This is a genomic window from Paractinoplanes bogorensis, assembly GCF_018829635.1.
Classification (GTDB): Bacteria; Actinomycetota; Actinomycetes; order Mycobacteriales; family Micromonosporaceae; genus Actinoplanes; species Actinoplanes bogorensis.
In genome coordinates this window covers 731,232-751,511 of record NZ_JAHKKG010000005.1, presented here as the reverse complement: position 1 = coordinate 751,511, position 20,280 = coordinate 731,232, and the positions used below count along the sequence as shown (strand labels likewise).

Sequence of the window (20,280 nt, the reverse complement as noted above, 5' to 3'; positions counted from 1 at the left end):
GAAGCTCGTTATAGTTGCTCGGCGAGTGGCCGGTGGGGGGCCCGGGCGTCGGGGGACGCGTCCATCCGGGCATCACTGTGCCGGTCGTACGCGTCAGCCGGGAGTCGGCCCGGTGCACGAGGGGGAGAGGAAGTCGCGATGTCGCAGCAGTCTGCGCCGTCCAGCGCTGCCCCCTCCAACCGCATCTGGACCATTCCCAACGTGATCAGCTTCATCCGGCTGCTGGGCGTCCCGCTGTTCCTCTATCTGCTGCTCGGGCCGCAGAACGACGTCGCCGCGGTGATCGTGCTGGCGATCGGCGGCACCACCGACTGGGTCGACGGCTTCGTGGCCCGCCGGATGAACTCGGTCAGCCGCCTCGGGGAGATCCTCGACCCGTTCGCCGACCGGCTCTACATTCTGGCCACGTTGATCGGTTTCACCGTACGAGGTGTGGTGCCGTACTGGCTGACCGGCGCTCTGCTGCTGCGGGAACTCGTGATCGCGATCGCGCTGCTGGTGCTGCGCCGCAACGGGTACACAGCCGCGCTGCCGGTGCACTACGTCGGCAAGACCGGCACGTTCGTGCTGCTGGCCGCGTTCCCGGTGATCCTGCTGGCCGAGGCCGTGCCCGCGATCGACGGCTGGGCCGGCCCGCTCGGGTGGGGGCTGGCCTGGTGGGCGGTCGGGCTCTACTGGGCGGCCGGCGTGCTCTATCTGATGCAGACGGTGCGGCTGCTGCGCGCGGCCCGGGTGGCCGTCTGATGACCCAGCCGGACGAGCAGCCGCCGAAGCGGACCTTCACCCCCGATTTCCTGACCGAACTCTTCCGTAATCCGCTCGACGCCGGTTATGCCGACGCCGCGGCCCGCAAGCTGCGCGAGGGCGAGCCGACCGGGGTCCGCAAGCGGGTGTCCACCGCGGCCCTGACCGTCACCTGCGTGGCGCTCGGGTTCCTGCTGGTGATGGCCTACAAGCAGACGGTGGCCGACGAGCCGTCCCGGTCGACGGTGCGGGCCGAGCTGATCGAGCAGGTGCAGAACCGCCGCGAGACCACCAGCAAGCTGCAGGATCAGGCCGACCAGCTGGCCGAGGAGGTCTCGGCCCTGCGCGAGAGCGGGCTGAGCGACGACGAGATCCAGAAGCTGCGCGACACCGAGGCGGCGACCGGGCTGGCCATGGTCCGCGGCTCGGGCGCGAAGATCACCGTGGGCGACGGCCCGACGCCGATCAACCCGGTCACCGGGGAACGCAACCTGGTGGCCCGGGTCAAGGACTCCGACCTGCAGCTGGCGACCAACGCCCTGTGGTCGCTGGGGGCCGAGGCGATCTCGATCAACGGGCAGCGGCTGACCGCGACGTCGACGATCCGCCAGGCCGGCGAGGCGATCCTGGTCGACCTGCGCCCGGTGACGACGCCGTACGAGGTGGTGGCGATCGGCCCGGACGACCTCGCCAAGGACTTCCAGGCGAGCTACGCCGGACGGTTCTTCGACCAGCTCTCGGCCAAGTACGGCATGTCGTTCAGCGCCCGCGAGGCCAAGGACGTGCAGCTCGACGCGGCGACCGAACTCAAGTTGCGGGTGGCCCAGCCGTCCACGCCGCCGCCCGTACCGTCCTCCCTGCCCTCCGGCCCGGCCTCCTCCCCGGTCGAGCCGTCCAGTTCATCGTCGGAAGGCGGCCGATGATCGCCGTACTCGCCCTGATCGCCGGTGTCGTCCTGGGCATCGTGCTCAACCCGACCGTGCCGCCCGAGCTGCTGCCCTATCTGCCGATCGCGGTGGTGGCGGCGCTCGACGCGGTGTTCGGCGGGGTGCGGGCCCGGCTCGACGGCATCTTCGACGACAAGCAGTTCGTCATCTCGTTCATCTCGAACGTGCTGGTGGCCGGCCTGATCGTCTATCTCGGCGACCAGCTCGGCGTGGGTTCGCAGCTGTCCACGGGCGTGGTGGTCGTGCTCGGCGTGCGCATCTTCGGCAACGTGGCCGCCATCCGCCGCCATCTGTTCCGGGCCTGAGGCGGGGGTGACGACGCGATGACCGACCAGAACGAGCCCGAACCGGGCATGCCCACGGCCGGCCGTAAGCCGGTGCCGGCCGACGAGGGGCCGACGCTGGAGCAGCCGCAGCGGTTCGAGCGGGATCTCGAGGGCCCGACCCGGAAGCTGTCGATCAATCCGCCGGCGTCACCCGAACCGGTGAACGCGCCGGGGGAGACGACCCGGGTGCTGCGACCGGCGGTCGACGAACCGGTGGACGAGCCGACGGATGTGCTGATACCGCCACCGCCACCGCCCGCGGACGAGCCGACGACGGTTCTGCAGCCGCCGCCCCGGAGGCCGGCCGAGCCGGAGCCGGCGCCTGCTCCGGAACCGGACAAACCGCCGGCCCCGGAGCAGGCGGAGAAGCCCGGGCAGGCGGGAACGGCGCCTCCGCCCGTACGGGAAAAGGCCGGTCTGAAGAATCTGCTGACCCGGCGCCCGACCCCGGCCGGGGCGCTGATCCTGGTGCTGCTGGCGCTGTTCGGTTTCACCCTGGTGGTGCAGCTGCGCAGCAACAACACCGACGAGGGCCTGGCCGGTGCACGGCAGGAGGACCTGGTGCGCATCCTGAGCGATCTCGAGGCCCGCGACAGCCGGCTGCAGAGCGAGATCAGCGCCCTGGAGACCAGCCAGCGGCAGCTCACCTCGGGTGTGGCCGGGCGGCAGGCGGCCCTGGCCGAGTCGCAGAAGCGGGCCGACGAGCTGGGCCTGCTGGCCGGCACGCTGGCCGCGCGGGGTCCGGGGCTGCGGATCGTGATCGACGGGGTCAAGGCGAGCGCCATCCTCAACGCCGTGCAGGAGCTGCGTGGCGCGGGTGGCGAGGTCATGCAGATCGCCGGGTCGGCCGGGAAACCGGTGCGGATCGTGGCGTCCAGCTATTTCGTGGACGCCGAGGGCGGTGGGGTGATCGTGGACGGCGAACGGCTCACCGGGCCGTACGTGCTGACGGTGATCGGCACGCCGTCGATCATGCAGACCGCGCTGCAGATCCCCGGCGGGGTGGTCGCGTCGGTGAACAGCGGCGGCGGTAGCGTGACGTTGGAACAACGGACGTTGGTCGAAGTGACCGCGGTCCGGGGGGCCACGACCTTGCAGTACGCACGACCGGTCTCGTGAGAGGCGCCGGTGAATCGTGACAACGGGAGAGAGACGCGTGATTCCTGAGGACCTGCGGTACACGGCTGAGCACGAGTGGGTGGCCGGAGACGGCAGCGGGCCCGTGCGGGTGGGTATCACCCATTACGCGCAGGATGCTCTCGGCGACATCGTCTTCGTGCAGCTGCCCGACGAGGGCACCGAGGTGGCGGCGGGCGACTCGCTCGGCGAGATCGAGTCGACCAAGAGCGTCTCGGAGATCTACGCCCCGATCGCGGGCACGGTCGTGTCGAAGAACGCGTCGCTGACCGACGAGCCCGAGTTGATCAACGCGGAGCCCTATGCCGCGGGCTGGCTGGTGGAGATCGCGCCGGCCGACGCCGGGGCGGTCTCGGCGCTGCTCGACGCGGATGCCTACAAAGCTTTGACGGAGAGCTGACGAAGGTCAGCGCGTCCGGTTGCCCCGCGATATTGGCCCTGACTAGGGTTGCGGGGCACAACGAATGTTATGCCTTTGAAACCGATAGTCGTGCGTCCCAGCCTTACGGCGCGGCGGGGGAGACCTTGGCCGCACGCCACGACCAACTGATCCGTGAGGTGGTCCGATGACGCGCCCAGACGACGAGTTCCCCCCACTCGACGTCACGTCCACGCTGAACCTCGGCGCCCTCGACGAGGTGCTCGATGGTCCCGACACCGACGTGGTGCCGGCCCGCATGTCGGGCTCGCTCCCGCCCGGGATGGCGCTGCTGGTGGTGCGCCGGGGTCCCAACGCGGGCGCCCGCTTCCTGCTCGACCACGACGTGACGACCAGTGGACGACACCCCGACAGTGACATCTTCCTCGACGACGTGACGGTCTCGCGCCGCCACGCCGAGTTCCACCGCGACGGCGGCACCTTCACGGTGCGCGACGTCGGCTCGCTGAACGGCACCTATGTCAACCGCGAGCGGGTCGAGGCGGCCACGCTCAGCAACGGTGACGAGGTGCAGATCGGCAAGTTCCGGCTGGTGTTCATCGCGGGCCCGCGGCCCGAGGCGGAGGGTAGCCAGGGGTGACTTCGTCGGGGGCGGCGGCGCGCGACCCGGGGGCCTCACGGCCGCAGGGTGGGCGTGAGCCTGCGCTGATGAGCATCGGGGAGGTGCTGGCCCATCTGCGCACCGAGTTCCCCGACACCACCATCTCGAAATTGCGGTTCCTGGAGGCGGAGGGGCTGGTCGACCCCCAGCGCACCGCCTCCGGGTACCGGAAGTACTCGTGGAACGACGTCGCGCGGCTGCGCTTCGTGCTGACCGCGCAGCGCGATCAGTACCTGCCGCTGCGGGTGATCCGCGAGCAGCTCGACCGGATGGAGTCCGAGGAGCCGGTGGCGCCCAGCCGTCCGGCCCTGGTCGCGGTGGGCGGCGAGAAGGCCGCCGATCCGTCCGACACCCGGGTCCCCCGGGAGGATGTGATGGAACGCACGGGCGCGCCGGCCGAACTGCTGGACGAGCTCGAGCGGATGGGCCTGGTGACCGCGCGGCCACCGGGCTGGTACGACGGCGACGCCGTGATCATCGTCGAGGCCGTCGTGGGTCTGACCAAGTACGGCCTCGAGCTGCGCCACCTGCGCGGCTTCCGGGCCGCCGCCGATCGCGAGGTCGGCCTGTTCACGCAGTTGCTGGCGCCGCTGGTGCGGCAGAGCGACCCGGCCGCCCGGGCCCGGGCCAACGAGACGGCGCGGGATCTGCAGGCGCTCTCGCAGCGTCTGCACGCGGCTCTGGTGCGAGCCGGGTTGCGTGGCGAACTCGGTCGGTGAACCGGGTTTTTGATCGAACGCGGCGCGCGCGGGATCCGGACGGCGTGCGTGTACCGTGCAGGATAGGGGCAGCCGTTGCGGGGCGGCGTGACAATCGACCAGGAGGCGGCGGTGCGCGAGCTGAGCGTGGTCGGAGTTCGGGTGGAGCTGCCGAGCAACCAGCCGATCGTTCTGCTTCGGGAAAATGAAGGTGATCGGTACCTGCCGATCTGGATCGGTGCCGTCGAGGCGACCGCGATCGCGTACGAGCAGCAGGGTGTCAAGCCCGCCCGTCCGCTGACCCACGATCTGCTGCGCGACATCCTCAAGGCGCTCGACAAGCCACTCACGGCGGTCGAGATCACCGAACTGAAGGACAACGTCTTCTACGCCGACCTGCTGATCGGTGACGACGTGCGGGTGTCGGCCCGGCCCAGCGACTCGATCGCCCTGGCCCTGCGGGTCGGTGCGCCGATCCGCTGCGCCGAGCAGGTGCTGACCGAGGCCGGCATCGTCATCCCGGACGAGCAGGAGGACGAGGTCGAGAAGTTCCGCGAGTTCCTCGACCAGGTGCGTCCCGAAGACTTCGCGGGTTGAAACCCCGCTAAAGATCGACAACTGCCTCGCCCGGTCGCGGCGTGTCGCTTGGTTACCTAGCTGTTTCCGCGGGCTCTGAGATATACGCTCGTGAAGTCCAGGTGAAGCGGCGGCACCGTGAAGCGGGGAGGTGGTCGCGTGCACGAGCAGCCTCTCGAAGAAGAGGGTCCACTCGTCGGCGAGGACGGCTCGGTCGGTTATCGCGGGGTGACGGCGTGCCAGGCGGTCGGCATCAGCTACCGCCAGCTCGACTACTGGGCGCGGACCACGCTGGTCATCCCCAGCATCCGTGACGCGTCCGGCTCGGGCACCCAGCGGCTGTACTCGTTCCGCGACCTGGTCGTGCTCAAGGTGGTCAAGCGCCTGCTCGACGCCGGGGTGTCGTTGCAGAACATCCGGCGGGCGATCGAGACGCTCCGGTCACGCGGGGTGGAGGATCTGGCCGGCATCACGCTGATCTCCGACGGCACCACGGTGTACGAGTGCCGGTCGCCGGAGGAAGTGGTCGACCTGCTGCAGGGCGGTCAGGGCGTGTTCGGCATCGCGATCGGCGGCGCCTTCAAAGAGATCCAGGGCTCGCTGTCGCACCTGCCGGCCGAGCCCGCGGGTGGTCCGGTGCCGGTCGGCACCGATCCGTCGCCGTCCGAGGGTGACGAACTCGCGGCCCGCCGGGCCCGCAAGCGCGCCGGTTGACCGTTTGCGCGGTATGGGTAACCTGCCCAAGTTGTGGATGTTCTTGAGAACGGTGCTCCTCCCCGTCGGCACAGTCGTGTTCTGACCGGTGTGCTGGTGGTGGCCGCATTGATCGCGGTCGGGGTGGTGGAGTTCCGTTCCCGGCACGACCGCGTGGCTGCAACTCCGACTCCGGCTCCGGCCGTGACGCCGTCGTTCGACATCCATCGGGTCGGCCTCGGGGACAGCAGCGAGCAGCGGACGTCGTTCGCGCGCGAGGCGCACGTCTTCGTGTTCCAGGTCGACGTGCAGAATCACAACCAGGTCCCCGTACGGGTGTCGGGCGCCGGCCAGCCCGACGATTTCGCCTTTGAGCGGATCACCACGGCGGTCCTTCCCGGCTTCAGCGTCGGCGACATGCCCACCTACGACGAGGTGGACGCGGCCGCCGGCACACCGGTCACCCTCGAACCGGAGGCGGTCGCCCAGTTGACCGTGGCCGGCGAGCTGAACTGCCTGGACAGTCCCCAGAAGCGCGACTGGATCCTCGCCATGGTGGAGGGCCAGGTGGTTCAGGTGCGGGTGAACGAGGTCTGGACCGAACCGGTGCACGAGACGCTTTGCTGATCCGGCAACGTTTGTTGTCCGCCGGGCCGGCCGGACCGCAGGCTGGTCCCATGAGCAACGAACAAGCGTGGGACGCCCAGTACAGCGAGAGCACCCGGATCTGGAGCGGCCGGCCCAACGTGGTGCTGGTGCGCGAGGTGAGCGACCTTTCCCCGGGCCGGGCGCTCGACCTCGGGTGCGGCGAGGGCGGCGATGCCATCTGGCTGGCCCAGCAGGGCTGGCAGGTGACCGCGGTCGACATCTCCGGCGTTGCGTTGAGCCGCGCGCAACAGCACGCGGCCGAGCGCGGCATCGAGACCATCGACTTCCGTAAGCACGACCTCGCCACCGACTTCCCCGACGGCACGTACGACCTGGTCAGCGCTCAGTTCCTGCACTTCTGGGAGGCGTTCGACCGGGAAGCCATCCTGCGCCGGGCCGCCGCCGCGGTCGCCCCGGGCGGCATCCTGCTGATCGAGGGGCACATGGACACCGGCCCGGGGCACCGCCCGGGGCACGAGAACATGCCGCCGCTGCCCGGCCCGGACGAGGTCATCGCCGGACTGCGGCTCGATGAAGGCGACGGCTGGGAGGTGCTCCTCGCCGAGGAACACCCGCGCGAGCAGGAGATCGACGGGGTGACCCACCACCGTACGGACAACACGGTCAAGCTCCGCCGGCGGTGAGCACTCAGCGTGCCCGTGACATGACCTCAGGTGTTGTCTATGCTTCGGATTGCCTTTGACCGGGATCTGGGGGAATCGTCGTGCCGCTGCCTTCCGCGAAAACGCCCGCTCCGCGCCCGCTCGACCTGGCTCGTCGCAGCCCGATCGACCAGATCGAACGGACGGCGTCGGCGACGATCGTCCGCCGCATCGTGGGTCTGGAACGCGTCCGTGACCGCGCGGACGTCACGCCGTTCTCGTCGGGAATCTGACCTCGGGTGACGACCCCGTGGCGCCCGCTGCGCCACTTCGTGCTCAAGGTGCACAGCCGCTGCGATCTCGCCTGCGACCACTGCTACATCTACGAGCACGCGGACCAGTCGTGGCGGGGCAGACCCCTCGCGATGGCGCCCGAGACCGTGCACGCCGCGGCGGGCCGGATCGCCCAGCACGCCGCCCGCCACGACCTGGGCCGGGTGGGCGTCGTGCTGCACGGCGGCGAACCGTTGCTGCTCGGCCCGCGGCGGCTGCGAGCGGTGCTCAAGGAGCTGCGCGCGACGATCACCCGGGTCTGCGAGCTCGACCTGCGGATGCAGACCAACGGCATCCGCCTCGACGCCGCGACGTGTGAGCTCCTCGTCGAGCACCACGTGCGGGTCGGCATCTCCCTCGACGGCGGCCGCCCCGAGAACGACCGCCACCGCCGTTACCGCAACGGCGCCTCCAGCCACGCGCAGACCCGGCGGGGGATCGCGCTGCTGCGCCGCCATGACGAGATCTTCGCCGGTCTGTTGTGCACGATCGACCCGGCCAACGACCCGATCGCCGTGTACGAGGCCCTGCGCGCCGAGGACCCGCCGCGGATCGACCTGCTGCTGCCGCACGCCACCTGGGACACCCCGCCGGACAAGCCGCTCGGCCCCTGGCTGACCACCTTCCACGAGCGCTGGGCCTCCGACGGACAACCTTTCCCCGTACGCCTTTTCGACTCCATCCGCTCCCTCGGGCTCGGCGGCCCGACCCAGACCGAATCGGTCGGGCTGGACGCCGGCGACGTGGTGGTGATCGAGACGGACGGCGCCTGGGAGGAACCCGACTCGATGAAGACCACCGGGCCGGGCGGCGGAGCGACCGGCCGGACGGTGTTCGACTCCTCGGCCGACGACGTGACCGAGCTCCCGGCCATGCGCCGCCGCCGGGCCGGCCTGGACGCGCTGTCAGCCACGTGCCGTTCGTGCGAGGTCGTGCGCCAGTGCGGCGGCGGCCTGACCGCGCACCGGCACAGCGCGGCCCGCGGCTTCGACAACCCCTCCGTGTACTGCGCCGACCTGAAGGAGCTCATCATCACGATCAACGAGCACCCCGGTCCGGTCGCGGGCGACCTCGGCGCGCTTCCGGCGGACGCCTTCGACGGCCTCGGCTACGGCTACGGCGACGCCGGCGCGGTGGCGCTGCTGGCCGACGCCGAGCTGGCGGTGAACCGGGCCCTGGTGGCGGAGGTGGCCGGCGAGACGGCCGCGGGCGGGCATCTGCTGGCCGACCTGGAACGGCGGGCGCCCGAGGTCTTCGACGAGGTGCTGCGGCATCCGTTCGTCCGGTCGTGGGCGGTGAGCTGCCTGGACGGCGGCCGCGACTGCGACCCGGACTGGGCCGCGGCGATCGCGGCGGCGGTGGCGGTGCGGGCCGGTCTGCCGGTCGAGGTGCCGGTGCGGGCCCACGGCGGGCGCATCCACCTGCCCACAGTGGGCTTCTTCGCGGCCCCGGCGGCCGAGGTCACCGTGGTGGCCGGGCCGGGTTCGTTCACGCTGCGCTGGCCGGGCGGCCGCGTCGCGATCCCTTCCGGCGGTGAGGCACACGGCTGGCATGCGGCCCGGTGGTGCACGGTGGCCGGTGCACGGATCCTGATCGAGGACGCGGATCCGTACCGGGACCGGCTCGAACACGCCGCTACCGGATACCTGGCCCGGGACGACGCCGAGAGCTGGGCCGCCGCCCTGCAAAGCGCCTGGACGCACCTGGCCGAGGACGCCCCCGACCAGCTGGACGGTCTGCGCGCCGGTCTGCGGGCGATCGTGCCGCTGGCCCCGGCCCCCGACGGCACCCTGCGCAGCGCCACCTCGCGGCACGCGTTCGGTGCGCTCGGCGTGGCCCGGACCGGTCCCGGGGAGCTGGCGGTGCTGCTGGTCCACGAGTTCCAGCACACCAAGCTGGGCGCGGTGCTCGACCTGATCGACCTGGTGCCCGACGACGCCGCCGGCGACCGGCTCCGGGTGGGCTGGCGACCCGACCCGCGCCCGGTCGAGGCCGCCCTGCAGGGGGCGTACGCACACCTCGCGGTGGCCGACGTCTGGCGGCGCCGGTCCTCGCAATCCGGGGGCGAGGAGGCCCGCAAGCTGTACCGCACCTACCGCGACTGGACCGCCGAGGCCATCGAGGCCCTTCGCTCCGGCGACCGCCTCACCCCGGCCGGCGCGCGGTTCGCCGGCCGGATGGGCGAGACGGTGGACAGCTGGACCGTCTGATCCCGACCGTCCTGCATGGAGGTTGCGATCATCTGGTTGACTGGGCGTCCGGTGAGTGAGGACGCGATGCAGACTGCGGCGCCGGGGCGTGACGATCCGGCCGCCCCGGTGTTCTTCCTGAGCTACTGGCGGCCCGACCCGCCGAAGCACGGCGCCGGCCCGCCGCGCGAGCCCAACCGGTTCGTCATGCAGTTCTTCGACGAGCTCAGCGAGAACGTCAACAACCTGATCGGCTCGATGCCCGGCCGCGACCCCGGCTTCCTCGACGTGGCCCGCGGCGGCGGCGAGCTGTGGGAACGGCAGCTGCTGCACGCGGCCGGCACCAGCCAGGTGCTGATCAGCCTGCTGTCCACGCCCTACCTGACCGGCAGCGAGTGGTGCGCCCGCGAGTGGGACCTGTTCACCCGCCGCCGGGTACGGCCCCGCCACGACCACGCCCAGCTCTACGAGACCGCCGTCGTGCCGGTGCTGTGGACCCCGCTGGGCACGCCGCTGCCGCCCGTGGTGTCGGACGTCAACATGTTCGTGCCGACCCGGCTGCGCGACGACTTCCGAGCCGATTACCAGAGCGAGGGCCTGCTCGGGCTCCTGCGTACGGGAAGGCAGGTGGTCTACGAGGCGATCGTCTGGCGGATCGCGCAGCGGGTCGTCGACATCCACCACAACTACTGGGTCGAGCCCCTGCGCCTGACCGGCTCGGACGATCTGCGCACCGACTTCGAGCGGAGGGCGGCGTGATGGCCCGGAACTACTTCTACCTCAGCTACGGCCACTCGGTGCGGCTGCGCGCCGACGACCGGCCGGACAGCGACCATTGGGCCGGCCAGCTCTTCACCGAACTGTCGGCCGAGGTGGCCCGGCTGGTCGGGGCCGACCGCCGCACCCAGGTCGGCTACTACGACAACCTGGTGCAGCCGCTGACCGACTGGAAGGCCGCCCTGGCCGACGTGCTGAGCAGCACCGACGTCTTCGTCGCGCTCTACTCGCCGGGCTATTTCAACAAGTCGTGGCCGCTGCGCGAGCGGGCCTCCTTCGCCAGCCGCTACGCCGACCCGGCCATGGCCGACCACTTCCTGGTGCCGGTGCTGTGGGTGCCGTGGCCGCCCTGGGAGCACGAGACCGAGCGGTCGTCGGCGCTGCGGCTCGGGTCGGGCATTCCCGAGTACGCCGACGAGGGTCTGCAGGCCATGTCGAGGCTCGCGCTGTACCGCAAGCAGTACCGCACGGTCGTCCGCCGGCTGGCCTACCGGATCGTCACCCTGGCCGCCGAGGCGCCGCGCCCGGCGCCCCTGGCCGTGGCGATCGACGAGGTCACGGCCGAACCGACCGCGCCGACCGAGATCCTGTTCACCGTGGCCGTGCTCGCCCCGCAGCGCGCCGATCTGCCCGGGGGCCGCGCCGAGGATCCGTACGGGAACGCCCCTCGCTCCTGGACCCCCTATCGCGATCTGCACCAGTTCCCGATCGCCGAGTACGTGGCCAACGTGGCCGAGCGCCTCGGACAGCCCGCCCGCATCGTCGACCGCCCGGCCGATCTCGGCGTGCTCGACCAGGGGGCGGCGCTGGTGCTGATCGACCCGTGGCTGGCCGCGACCGGAGACGGCCTGGCCCGCCTGACCGGGCTGGCCGGGCAGATCCCGGAATGGGCGACCGTGCTGCTGGTCGCCGACCGCACCGACCCCGAGTACGCCGCGCGTGGCACCGCACTGCACGCCACCGTGGCCGATACGCTGGCCGCGGCCGGGATCGCCCGCAACCGCATCACCCTGCTGCGCGACGCCGACCGGCTGGTCGAGCGGATGCCGTCCATCATCGACCAGGCCTGCACGGCGTACCGGCGCCACGCCCCGGTCTTCCTGCCCAAGGGCGCCGACACGCCACTGCCCAGGATCGACGGGGGCCCGGATGCCTGACGGCAAGGTCGTCACGTTCTACTCGTACAAGGGCGGCACCGGCCGCACCATGGCCCTGGCCAACGTGGCCTGGATCCTGGCCGCCGCCGGGAAACGGGTGCTGGTCGCCGACTGGGACCTGGAATCGCCCGGCCTGCACCGTTTCTTCCGGCCCTTCATCGACCCGGACGCGCTGGCCGACTCGGGCGGCGTGATCGAGCTGGTCCGCGGCTACGAGCAGGCCACCCTGACCGACGTCGACCGCGACGACGACTGGCACCGCGACTACGCCCGGGTCAGCCGGCACGCCTTCACGATCGACTGGGAACACTTCCCTGAGGGCGCGACGCTCGACTTCCTGGGCGCGGGCAGCCAGAACCAGGACTACGCGCGCAGCGTCTACGAGCGCGACTGGGACGAGTTCTACGAGCGCTACGGCGGCGGCCAGCTGTTCGACGCGCTGCGCGAGGACATGAAGAAGCGCTACGACTACGCTTTGATCGATTCCCGTACGGGATGGAGCGACGTCGCCGGGATCTGCACGGTCCACATGCCCGACGTGCTGATCGACTGCTTCACGTTCAGCGAGCAGGGCATCGACGGCGCCGCCACCGTGGCCGCCAACGTGGCGTCGCAGCAGGGCCGCCGGCAGATCCGGATCCTGCCCGTGCCGATGCGTGTCGACCTGGCCGAACTGCAACGCGCCGACGCGGGCCGGCTCGCCGCCCGGCAACGGTTCGGCGGGCTGCCGGCCGCGATGACGGCGGCCGAACGCGACGCCTACTGGTCCACGGTCGAGGTGCCCTACGTGCCGTTCTACGCGTACGAGGAGACCCTGGCCACCTTCGGCGACCGGCCCGGCTCGCGCAGCTCGATGCTGGCCGCGTACGAGACGATCACGAAGTACCTGACCGACGGCGAGATCACCGCGCTGCCGGCCATGCCGGAACCGCTGCGCGAGCGCTGGGCGGCGCGGTTCGTGCGCCCGTCGATGCTGCCCGAGACCGAGATCGCGCTGCGCTACGCCCCCGACGACCGGATCTGGGCCGAGTGGATCACCCGGGTGCTCGAGGCGGCCGGCGTCACCGTGCATACGTCCTGGGCCGACACCGACGCGCTTCCGGCCGGCGACGGGCGCGTGCTGACCGTGATCTCCGGCTCCAACGCCCCTTTTGAGCAGTCGCGTGTTCCCCGCGACGCCCGTACACCCCTGGTCGCGTACGTGTCGGACGTGAGTGCCCTGCGCGGCCAGCCCGAACGCGACTCGGCCTACCTGGCCGGCCAGACCGAAGAGGTGGCCGTCGCCCGACTCCTGAGGCTGGCCGGGCACCCGGCCGACGAGTTCGACCGCGGCCGCATCGGGCTGCGCTACCCGGGCCGCTCGACGGTGCTGTTCAACGCCCCGATCCGCAACGTCCAGTTCACCGGCCGCGAGAAGGACCTGCTCGACCTGCGCGAACGCCTGCAGACGGGCAGCGGCCCGGTGGTGCTCTCCGGTGCCTCCCCGGTCGCCCTGCAGGGCATGGGCGGCATCGGCAAGACCCAGGTCGCGATGGAGTACGCCCACCGCTTCCGCAACGCGTACGACTTCGTGTGGTGGATCAACGCCGACCCGGTCACCTTCGTCGACACCCAGCTGTCCGACCTCGCCCGCGAGCTCGGCCTCGGCCCCGGCACCGGCATCGCCGATCAGGCCCAGGCCGTGCTGGGCGCCCTGCGCCGCGGCCGGAGCCTGAGCCGCTGGCTGATCGTCTTCGACAACGCCGAGGACATCTCGACGGTCAGCCGGTTCCTGCCCAGCGGCCCCGGCGGGCACGTCATCGTCACGTCCCGCGACGCCGGCTGGGGCGACCGGGCCCAGCTCGTCCCGGTCGACGTCTTCGACCGCCGCGAGAGCGTGGCCCACCTGCGCCGGCGCGTACCCAGCCTGCGCGGCGAGGACGCGGCGCGGCTGGCCGAGCTGCTGGGCGACCTGCCGATCGCGGTCGCCGCGGCCGGGGCCTGGCTGGCCGACACCGGCGCCCCGATCGACGGCTACCTCCAGCACATCGAACAGTTCGGCCCGGCCGGCCTGGAATCGGTGTGGGACCTGTCGCTCAAACGCCTCGAGGAACGCTCGGCCGCCGCCTACCGGCTGCTCACCCTGTGCTCGGTGCTGGCCCCGCAGATCGCCCTCGACCTGATCTACAGCGACCGGATGGCCGAACTGCTCAGCCCGCTCGACCCGATGGTCACCGACGCCATGTACCGGGGCGCGCTGGTCCAGCAGATCAACCGGCTCGCCCTGCTCAAGCTCGACATCGGCGGCGGACAGATCCACGTCCACCGGATCGTCCAGCACGTCGTCCGGCAGCGGCTCAGCGAGGCCGAACTCGACGAGGCCCGCCGCCAGGTGCATCAGGTGCTGGCCGCGGCCCGCCCCAGCGGCGAGGTCGACGACCCGGCCACCTGGCCGAAGTTCCGGCAGCTGTGGCCGCACCTGGAGGTGTCCCGGGCCTACGAGTCGGCCGAGGAGTCGGTGCGCCGCCTGATCCTCGACCGGGTCCGCTACGTCTGGCAGTCCGGCGGCTACAACGACGCCCGCCGGCTGGCCGAGGAGTACGTGCGCCGCTGGAGTCTGTCCGACGACCTCTCCCTGCGGCGCCAGAGGCTGCAACTGCAGACCCAGCTCGGCAACATCCTGCGCGACCGGGCCGAGTTCGACGAGGCCCGCGCCCTCGACGAGAAGGTCCTCGCCGAGCAGCGCGAACTGCTCGGCGACTACCACCCCAACACCCTCGCCACCGCGGGCGGCCTCGGCGCCTCACTGCGCGCGATGGGCCTCTACGCGGACGCGCTGCGCCTCGACGAACGCACCACTGCCGCCTGGACCGAGATCTTCGGCGAGGACGTGCTGCGCACCATGATGGCCATGAACAACCTGGCCGGTTCGCTGCGCCTGTCCGGCCGGGTCGGCGAGGCCCGCGACCGCGAACGCCACCTGTACGAGCGGTGCACGCTGGTGCTCGGCGAGCAGCACACGCTGACCCTGCAGGTGGGCAGCAACCTCGGCCGTGACCTGCGCGAAGCCGGCGAATACGTCGAGTCGATCGTGCTGCTGCAGGACATCCTCACCCGCAGCCGGCAGGCCTTCGGCGACAACGCGCCCCGCATCTACAGCGTGATGGCCAACCTGGCCGTCTCCGAGCGCAGCGCCGGCCGCACCCGCGAGGCGGCCAACCGGCTCGACACCGCGTACGACAACCTGAACCGCCTGCTCGGCCCCGACAGCCCGGAAACCCTGGCCTGCCGCCTGAGTCGCGCGGTGAGCCTGGCCGCGACCGGCGAACCGGAAACCGCGGCCGACGAGATGGCCCGGGTCGAGCGGGCCTACCGGACCAGCCTGGGCGCCTCCCACCCACACACGCTGACCTGCCTGAACAACCGGGCCACGGTGGCCCGCGCGACGGCCGACCTGGGCACCGCACGACGCCTGGCCGGCGAGGCGGCCGAAGGCTTCGAACGCCGCCTGGGTGGCGACCACCCGTACTCGCTGGCGGCCCGCCTCAACCAGGCCATCTTCACCGCCGAATGGGGTGCCGTCCCCGACGCGTACGCGATGATCCTGCCCCTGGTCGAACGCATCTCGGTCACCCTGGGCACAGCACATCCGGACACGGCCCGCGCGTTCGCCAACCTGACCCTGATCCGGGCCGACCTGGAGGGCCGCAATCCGTCGGCCGAGCGCGAGGCGCAGCGCCGCTTGCGGGAGGCGCTGGGGGAGACGCATCCGGCGCTGGAGGCGTTTCGGGAGGGGCGCTACCTGCACCGCACCCTCGATCCTCACCCGTTCTGAGAAGTTCGAGACGGCATCGGCCGTACGTGATTCGGTTGTTGGCATGGAGCGCGCTGGACGCGGTGTGTAGTGACTGAACTGACGCCTGAACAGTTCGCCGCGCAGCAGCGAAAGCTCGAAGCGAGGCGTGCCGCGCAGGAGCAAGGGCTTGCGCGGCTGGCAACACCTCGCCGGCACGGTGACGTGCCGGGTGGTGCTGTCGTGCCGTTGTCGACGGTCCCGATCATGCGGTGTAGTGATCTGGAACGCACCATCGCGTTCTACGAGTCAATGGGATTCGCGTCCGACCGGTTGCCGGGATACGTCGTTTTCGCCGCTGGTGACGTCGAACTTCACCTCTCGAGGACTGGAACGGTGGTCGGCCCGGGCGCATGCCTCATCCATGTCGGCGACGCTGAAGCGACACGGGCAGCGCTGGCCGGCCGCGGTGTTCGGCAGCTCAGCGACCTCGAGAGTGACGGGAGGCCCGGCGCCGGGATCCGGAGCTTCACCGTCCAGGATCCGGACGGAAACGAGATCCGGTTCGCCTGCCCGTGGCTCTGACGGCTGCCGCGCCAGCAGATGGCCTTGTCAACACTCGCCGATGTAAACCTTGACGCTACGCGGTGTGACCTTACGACCGGTTTCGTAGTCCTTACCGGTGACCTTGAGGCGCTTGGACCGGGCGATGACCTTGTAGCCGGCCTTGGACACGCACGCTGAGTACGACGCGATGCCCGCCTCGTGGTAAACGTCGAGGTCGTCGAAGGTGACAGTGCCGCGGCCGGGTATGGCGACCGTGAACTCCATCGATCGAGCAACGTTCGACTCCCGGTGGGGTCCCGGGCCGGAGATGGCCTCGATGCGAAACGGTTCCGGCGACACCGGCGACGACCGCTGGCATTGCGGCGAGCTCGACCTGCCCGATGGCGATGATCCTGACGGGGCCGGCTGCCTGTTCGAAACGCTGCTCGACGAATCCGGCGCCTCGCCGAGGCCTACTACGAGATCGAGAACGCCGTCGCCGAGATCTTCGCCCCCACGCCGCTCAACGACGAACTCGTACAACGCCTGAACCCGGAGGTCGAGTTCGCCGACCTGGCCGAGATCGGGTATCCGGTGGCGCCGCGCTGACTTCAGATCGGATCGCTTCGACCTCCCGGCAGGACACCGCAGTTGGGGCAGGCCCTTCGTGGACGGCGGTCCTTGCTGCCACAGACCATGCAGACAGCAACCGGATCGGCGGCTCCGGAGGCGCACGCCTCGAGCACCCGACCCACCACGACGGGCAGCGATTCGTCGGGATACCTCTGCGGGTCGGGGCAATAGGCGATGGCGTGGCAACCCCACGAATCCCAAGGATGCAAGGTCATCGGCACCCGCCGGCCGTCTCTCTTCTGACGACGCCGAAGCGCGGCAAAGGCAGCCGCTCGCGGTGCGACCAGGGCACGGGCCGCCTCAAGCTCGTCAAGCGCGTGCACCAAGGATGCCGGATGTGCCGCGATATGGTCAGGGATGCGATGAGTGGAGACCAGGCTGTTCCAGGTGGCCCGGAAGCCGAACGGCGCGAAGTGGAAGAGGCAGTTCCGTAGCTGCACCTTGCGCACCCGCTGATCCAGGCTCAGATCACGCACCTGGCGAGCGCATGCGGCGAAGCTGGTCACCTCAGGATGATCACACGGCACTCACGGTCATTCGTCGGCGGCGTCCTCGTCGGTCAGCAGCGCGGCCGGCAACGGCAGTCCGTATTTGTCGCACAGGAATCGGGTCTGGCAGTACCGCTGGGCGTCGGCGGCCACACGACCGAGAACTGCGGCGTTCGTTCCGGCGCCGACGACGACGCCGACAAACGGCACGACTTTGGCGACATTGGTGACCGAGGCTTTGGCGCCGGCCGGCCCCAGATGTTGCATCAACTTCTCGATCGCGGCCAGGAGCCGGTGGTCCGTGCGGAGTTTGTCCGACCACCTGACGCGGCCCTTGATGGCGTGAGCGGCCCGGGCGGCCTCGTTCAACGGCCCGGCCTTGGCCGCCTGGGCCAGGAACGAGCGGGTCACCAGCCGATCGATGAAGGCTCGCTCGGCCGGGTCCTTGGCGTCGTAGCCGTACGAGTAGGCGATGCGCGACGCGATCGATCGGCTCAAGACCTGGACAACGAGAATGTCTGCGGTCATGGCAACCAGGAATCCGCCGACCGGCACCATGGCCAGCAGGCCCATGCCGGCACCCTCGAGCGCGCCCAGAGATTGCCACTTGAGGGTATTGCGGGTCAGCAGCCGGTCGCAGGCCTTGAGGTCCTGCTGCCGCAACTCGAGGAAGCTGTCGATCTCGAGGCCGCGCTTGCGGGCGATCTTCTGAACGCCCTTGGGGTCGTTGAGCTCGTCGGCCCAGGAGTTCACCAGTTCGAGCAACTTCGTCGCGGCCTCGACCGTCGGCCGGACTGCTGCGCCGGTGACCGCGTCCCCCATTACGCGAAAGGGTTGCTTGACGACTTCCGGCAGTGCGCCCGAAGCCCGGTCGGCGGCGGACCGTGCGGCCCCGCCCGTGCGGTCGAGCGCGGTACTCGCCCAATTCGGCAGGCCACGGCGGTTGTTCCGGCGCTCCCAGTGCTCGTTGAGCGATTGCCAGACCTGGCCCTCGTACGGGCTCATCGCGGCCGACGCGGTATCCGCGCTCATCACACTCCCTGCTCCCAGGCACTTGACGGGGCCATGGTTGCATCGGCGATCGGCCGGGACCAGCCGCCGACCGGGCCGATCGGCCGACTCGATGGGACGAGGCAGCGCAGGCCGTCCGCGACGCCCGTCGCGCACCTGCGCGCTGAGCCGGTCAGAACGGGTCGTCGGCCGCTCGCGGGGCCAGTTCCTTGCCGCGGGTGAAACGGGTTCGGTATTCGGTGGCGGTCAGGCCGTAGTGGGCCCGGAACCGCCGCGCGAAATAGTTCTGGTCGGGCCAGCCGACGCTCTCCGCGATCGCCCGTACGGTCTGGTCGGTGTGCAGCAGTTTCTCGGCGGCCAGTTCGACCCGGTGGCGGGACAGGAACGCCACCGGTGGCAGGCCGGTGACCGACTTGAACAAGCGGACCAGGTAGCCGGGCGCCAGGTGCAGGCCCTCGGACAGTTCAGCCAGCGTCCAGTTGCGGGCCGGGTCGCTCTCGATGCGGCGGATCACCTCGACCGCCGCCGGGTGCAGGGGTTCCGAGCGCAGGTCCGCCCCGAGTGTCCGGGCCACGCAGCCCAGGGCCAGCACCACCTGCGCGATCATGTCGGCCCGGTGCAGGTGCTGCGGGCGGGACCTCAGGTCGGCCAGCGCGTCCAGGTGTTCGAAGCAGTCGTCGCGTTCCGGCCCGGACAGGTGGGTGGCCAGGATGCCGCGGCGGCGTTCCACGTACGGGCCGGTCCACAGCAGGTGGCCCAGGAGCGGGTCGTCGCGGGTCCAGGCCAGTTCGCGGCGCAGCAGTTCGGCCGAGAAGCAGAAGTTGTACAGCTCCAGCTCGTCGCATTCCTCGTAGCCGTGCCACACGCCGGGCCGCAGCAGCACGGCGTCGCCGACCTTCAGCGTCTGGCGCCCGTTGAGGCTGTGGTGCACGCCGGTGCCGCCGGCCACGATCGCGACCTCGACGAAGCTGTGCGTGTGGACGCGCATCTCCTCGTCGTGCACATGCCTTCCCGCGTACGCGAACGAGTCGTCCCCGAAATACACCAGGGTCGCCTTGTTCTCGATGGTGGCGCCGGTCACGGGTCGAACCTTAGCCGCCCGCGGCGGTGGTGACGATCCGCTCGGCCAGCTCGGCGGGCCGCCGCAGGACCAGGTCGTGGCCGGCCTCGGGCACGATCTCGGCCACCCCGTGCGGCATCCGGGTGTTGATCCGGGCGGCCACCTCACGCGCGTCGTAGAGCTGGCTGTGGCCGCCGAGGAGCACCAGCGTGGGTGCGGTGATCCGGGCGAGGTCGTCGTCGGTGAGCGGGGCGGGCGGCATGTGCCGGCGCCGGAAGCCGAAGGTGGCTCTGACCAGCCGCATGGCGTCGTCGTCGCGCAGGGCCTCGTTGCGCAGAGGCCGGGCCAGCGCGTGCCGGACCGGGCGGGGTGTGAACCCGGCCAGGCCGCCCGCGATGACCCAGGCGATGAACTTGCGGCTGACCTGGCCGAAGCCGCCCGGGTCGAACAGTGTCAGGCTGGCCACGGCGTCCGGTGAGCGCAGGGCGTGGCGCAGGGCGATCCATCCGCCGTACGAGGTGCCGACCAGGTGGGCCCGGCCGACGCCGAGTCCGGCGAGCACTTCGCCGAGCCACTGCGACCACTCGTCGCCGCTGGCGATGGAGCGGGTCTGCACCGACGGGCCCGGTTCGCCGACCGGGTCGATCGCGATCACCGGCCGGGCCGCGGCGAGGCGGGCGGCGTACGCGTGCCACATCAGCGACGGGCCGCCCGAGCCGGGCAGCAGGACGAACGGCGTTTCGGCGCCGGAACCGAGCCGGTGGACCCGGGTCGTACCGAAGCTGGTGGGGACGTCGGAGTCGGCCGACGAGGACGGCCAGAGCCGGGCGGCGGCATCGTCGTAGGCGGCGAAGAAGCTGGCGCGGGCCTGTTCGTTGCGGAACTCGCCGAGCGGCATGGTTG

Annotated in this window: 22 protein-coding genes; 17 read left to right on the top strand and 5 right to left on the bottom strand. The window is 71.0% G+C overall.

Annotation, left to right across the window (positions count from 1 at the left end; all coding sequences use genetic code 11):
* The first annotated feature begins 138 nt into the window (after positions 1-138).
* The 17 genes from clsA to KOI35_RS18950 all read left to right on the top strand — a co-directional run bounded on the left by clsA (position 139) and on the right by KOI35_RS18950 (position 16,224).
* Complete coding sequence (gene clsA / locus KOI35_RS19030; protein ID WP_215788793.1) at positions 139-744, top strand: cardiolipin synthase ClsA; 606 nt, start codon at positions 139-141, stop codon at positions 742-744.
* On the top strand, positions 744-1,667 hold the full coding sequence (locus KOI35_RS19025) for a DUF881 domain-containing protein (protein WP_215788792.1): 924 nt from the start codon (positions 744-746) through the stop codon (positions 1,665-1,667). Before clsA ends, KOI35_RS19025 begins: the two co-directional genes overlap by 1 nt.
* Positions 1,664-1,996, top strand: a complete 333-nt coding sequence (locus KOI35_RS19020) for a small basic family protein (RefSeq protein ID WP_215788791.1) — start codon at positions 1,664-1,666, stop codon at positions 1,994-1,996. Before KOI35_RS19025 ends, KOI35_RS19020 begins: the two co-directional genes overlap by 4 nt.
* Positions 1,997-2,248: 252 nt before the next feature.
* Complete coding sequence (locus tag KOI35_RS19015; protein WP_438870612.1) at positions 2,249-3,136, top strand: DUF881 domain-containing protein; 888 nt, start codon at positions 2,249-2,251, stop codon at positions 3,134-3,136.
* A gap of 37 nt (positions 3,137-3,173) precedes the next feature.
* Entirely contained in the window at positions 3,174-3,554 is a 381-nt protein-coding gene (gene gcvH / locus KOI35_RS19010; RefSeq protein WP_215788789.1) for a glycine cleavage system protein GcvH, read from the top strand.
* Between the two features lie 166 nt (positions 3,555-3,720).
* Positions 3,721-4,173 carry an oxoglutarate dehydrogenase inhibitor Odhl gene (gene odhI / locus KOI35_RS19005; protein ID WP_215788788.1) on the top strand — a complete coding sequence of 151 codons (453 nt, stop codon included), beginning with the start codon at positions 3,721-3,723 and terminating at the stop codon, positions 4,171-4,173.
* Positions 4,174-4,241: 68 nt separating this feature from the next.
* Positions 4,242-4,913 carry a transcriptional regulator FtsR gene (ftsR, locus tag KOI35_RS19000; protein WP_215788787.1) on the top strand — a complete coding sequence of 224 codons (672 nt, stop codon included), beginning with the start codon at positions 4,242-4,244 and terminating at the stop codon, positions 4,911-4,913.
* A gap of 111 nt (positions 4,914-5,024) precedes the next feature.
* On the top strand, positions 5,025-5,489 hold the full coding sequence (locus KOI35_RS18995) for a bifunctional nuclease family protein (RefSeq protein WP_215788866.1): 465 nt from the start codon (positions 5,025-5,027) through the stop codon (positions 5,487-5,489).
* A gap of 138 nt (positions 5,490-5,627) precedes the next feature.
* The gene (locus tag KOI35_RS18990; protein ID WP_215788786.1) at positions 5,628-6,182 is read left to right on the top strand and encodes a MerR family transcriptional regulator; all 555 of its coding nucleotides are present in this window, start codon (positions 5,628-5,630) and stop codon (positions 6,180-6,182) included.
* Positions 6,183-6,215: 33 nt separating this feature from the next.
* Entirely contained in the window at positions 6,216-6,788 is a 573-nt protein-coding gene (locus tag KOI35_RS18985) for a hypothetical protein (RefSeq protein ID WP_215788785.1), read from the top strand.
* 50 nt (positions 6,789-6,838) lie between these two features.
* The gene (locus KOI35_RS18980; RefSeq protein WP_215788784.1) at positions 6,839-7,453 is read left to right on the top strand and encodes a class I SAM-dependent methyltransferase; all 615 of its coding nucleotides are present in this window, start codon (positions 6,839-6,841) and stop codon (positions 7,451-7,453) included.
* An 80-nt stretch (positions 7,454-7,533) separates the two neighbouring features.
* Entirely contained in the window at positions 7,534-7,704 is a 171-nt protein-coding gene (locus tag KOI35_RS18975; RefSeq protein WP_215788783.1) for a hypothetical protein, read from the top strand.
* A 6-nt stretch (positions 7,705-7,710) separates the two neighbouring features.
* Entirely contained in the window at positions 7,711-9,954 is a 2,244-nt protein-coding gene (locus KOI35_RS18970) for an FxsB family cyclophane-forming radical SAM/SPASM peptide maturase (protein ID WP_215788782.1), read from the top strand.
* Between the two features lie 66 nt (positions 9,955-10,020).
* A complete protein-coding gene (locus KOI35_RS18965) occupies positions 10,021-10,692 on the top strand; it encodes a TIR-like protein FxsC (protein ID WP_215788781.1) in 672 nt (223 codons plus the stop codon).
* On the top strand, positions 10,692-11,867 hold the full coding sequence (locus tag KOI35_RS18960) for a TIR-like protein FxsC (RefSeq protein WP_246613418.1): 1,176 nt from the start codon (positions 10,692-10,694) through the stop codon (positions 11,865-11,867). Before KOI35_RS18965 ends, KOI35_RS18960 begins: the two co-directional genes overlap by 1 nt.
* Positions 11,860-15,681, top strand: a complete 3,822-nt coding sequence (fxsT, locus tag KOI35_RS18955) for an FxSxx-COOH system tetratricopeptide repeat protein (RefSeq protein WP_215788779.1) — start codon at positions 11,860-11,862, stop codon at positions 15,679-15,681. Before KOI35_RS18960 ends, fxsT begins: the two co-directional genes overlap by 8 nt.
* Before the next feature lie 69 nt (positions 15,682-15,750).
* Positions 15,751-16,224 carry a DUF8817 family protein gene (locus KOI35_RS18950; protein WP_215788778.1) on the top strand — a complete coding sequence of 158 codons (474 nt, stop codon included), beginning with the start codon at positions 15,751-15,753 and terminating at the stop codon, positions 16,222-16,224.
* A 27-nt stretch (positions 16,225-16,251) separates the two neighbouring features.
* Here KOI35_RS18950 and KOI35_RS49325 read toward each other — a convergent pair whose 3' ends face one another.
* The 5 genes from KOI35_RS49325 to KOI35_RS18925 all read right to left on the bottom strand — a co-directional run bounded on the left by KOI35_RS49325 (position 16,252) and on the right by KOI35_RS18925 (position 20,275).
* Positions 16,252-16,728, bottom strand: coding sequence for a hypothetical protein (locus tag KOI35_RS49325; RefSeq protein ID WP_215788777.1), 477 nt, complete (start codon positions 16,726-16,728; stop codon positions 16,252-16,254).
* Between the two features lie 68 nt (positions 16,729-16,796).
* Positions 16,797-17,324 carry a hypothetical protein gene (locus tag KOI35_RS18940; RefSeq protein WP_215788776.1) on the bottom strand — a complete coding sequence of 176 codons (528 nt, stop codon included), beginning with the start codon at positions 17,322-17,324 and terminating at the stop codon, positions 16,797-16,799.
* Between the two features lie 27 nt (positions 17,325-17,351).
* Complete coding sequence (locus tag KOI35_RS18935; protein ID WP_215788775.1) at positions 17,352-18,473, bottom strand: EcsC family protein; 1,122 nt, start codon at positions 18,471-18,473, stop codon at positions 17,352-17,354.
* A 16-nt stretch (positions 18,474-18,489) separates the two neighbouring features.
* Entirely contained in the window at positions 18,490-19,398 is a 909-nt protein-coding gene (locus tag KOI35_RS18930; RefSeq protein ID WP_215788774.1) for a helix-turn-helix transcriptional regulator, read from the bottom strand.
* 10 nt (positions 19,399-19,408) lie between these two features.
* Positions 19,409-20,275 carry an alpha/beta fold hydrolase gene (locus KOI35_RS18925; protein WP_215788773.1) on the bottom strand — a complete coding sequence of 289 codons (867 nt, stop codon included), beginning with the start codon at positions 20,273-20,275 and terminating at the stop codon, positions 19,409-19,411.
* Between the last annotated feature and the right edge of the window lie 5 nt (positions 20,276-20,280).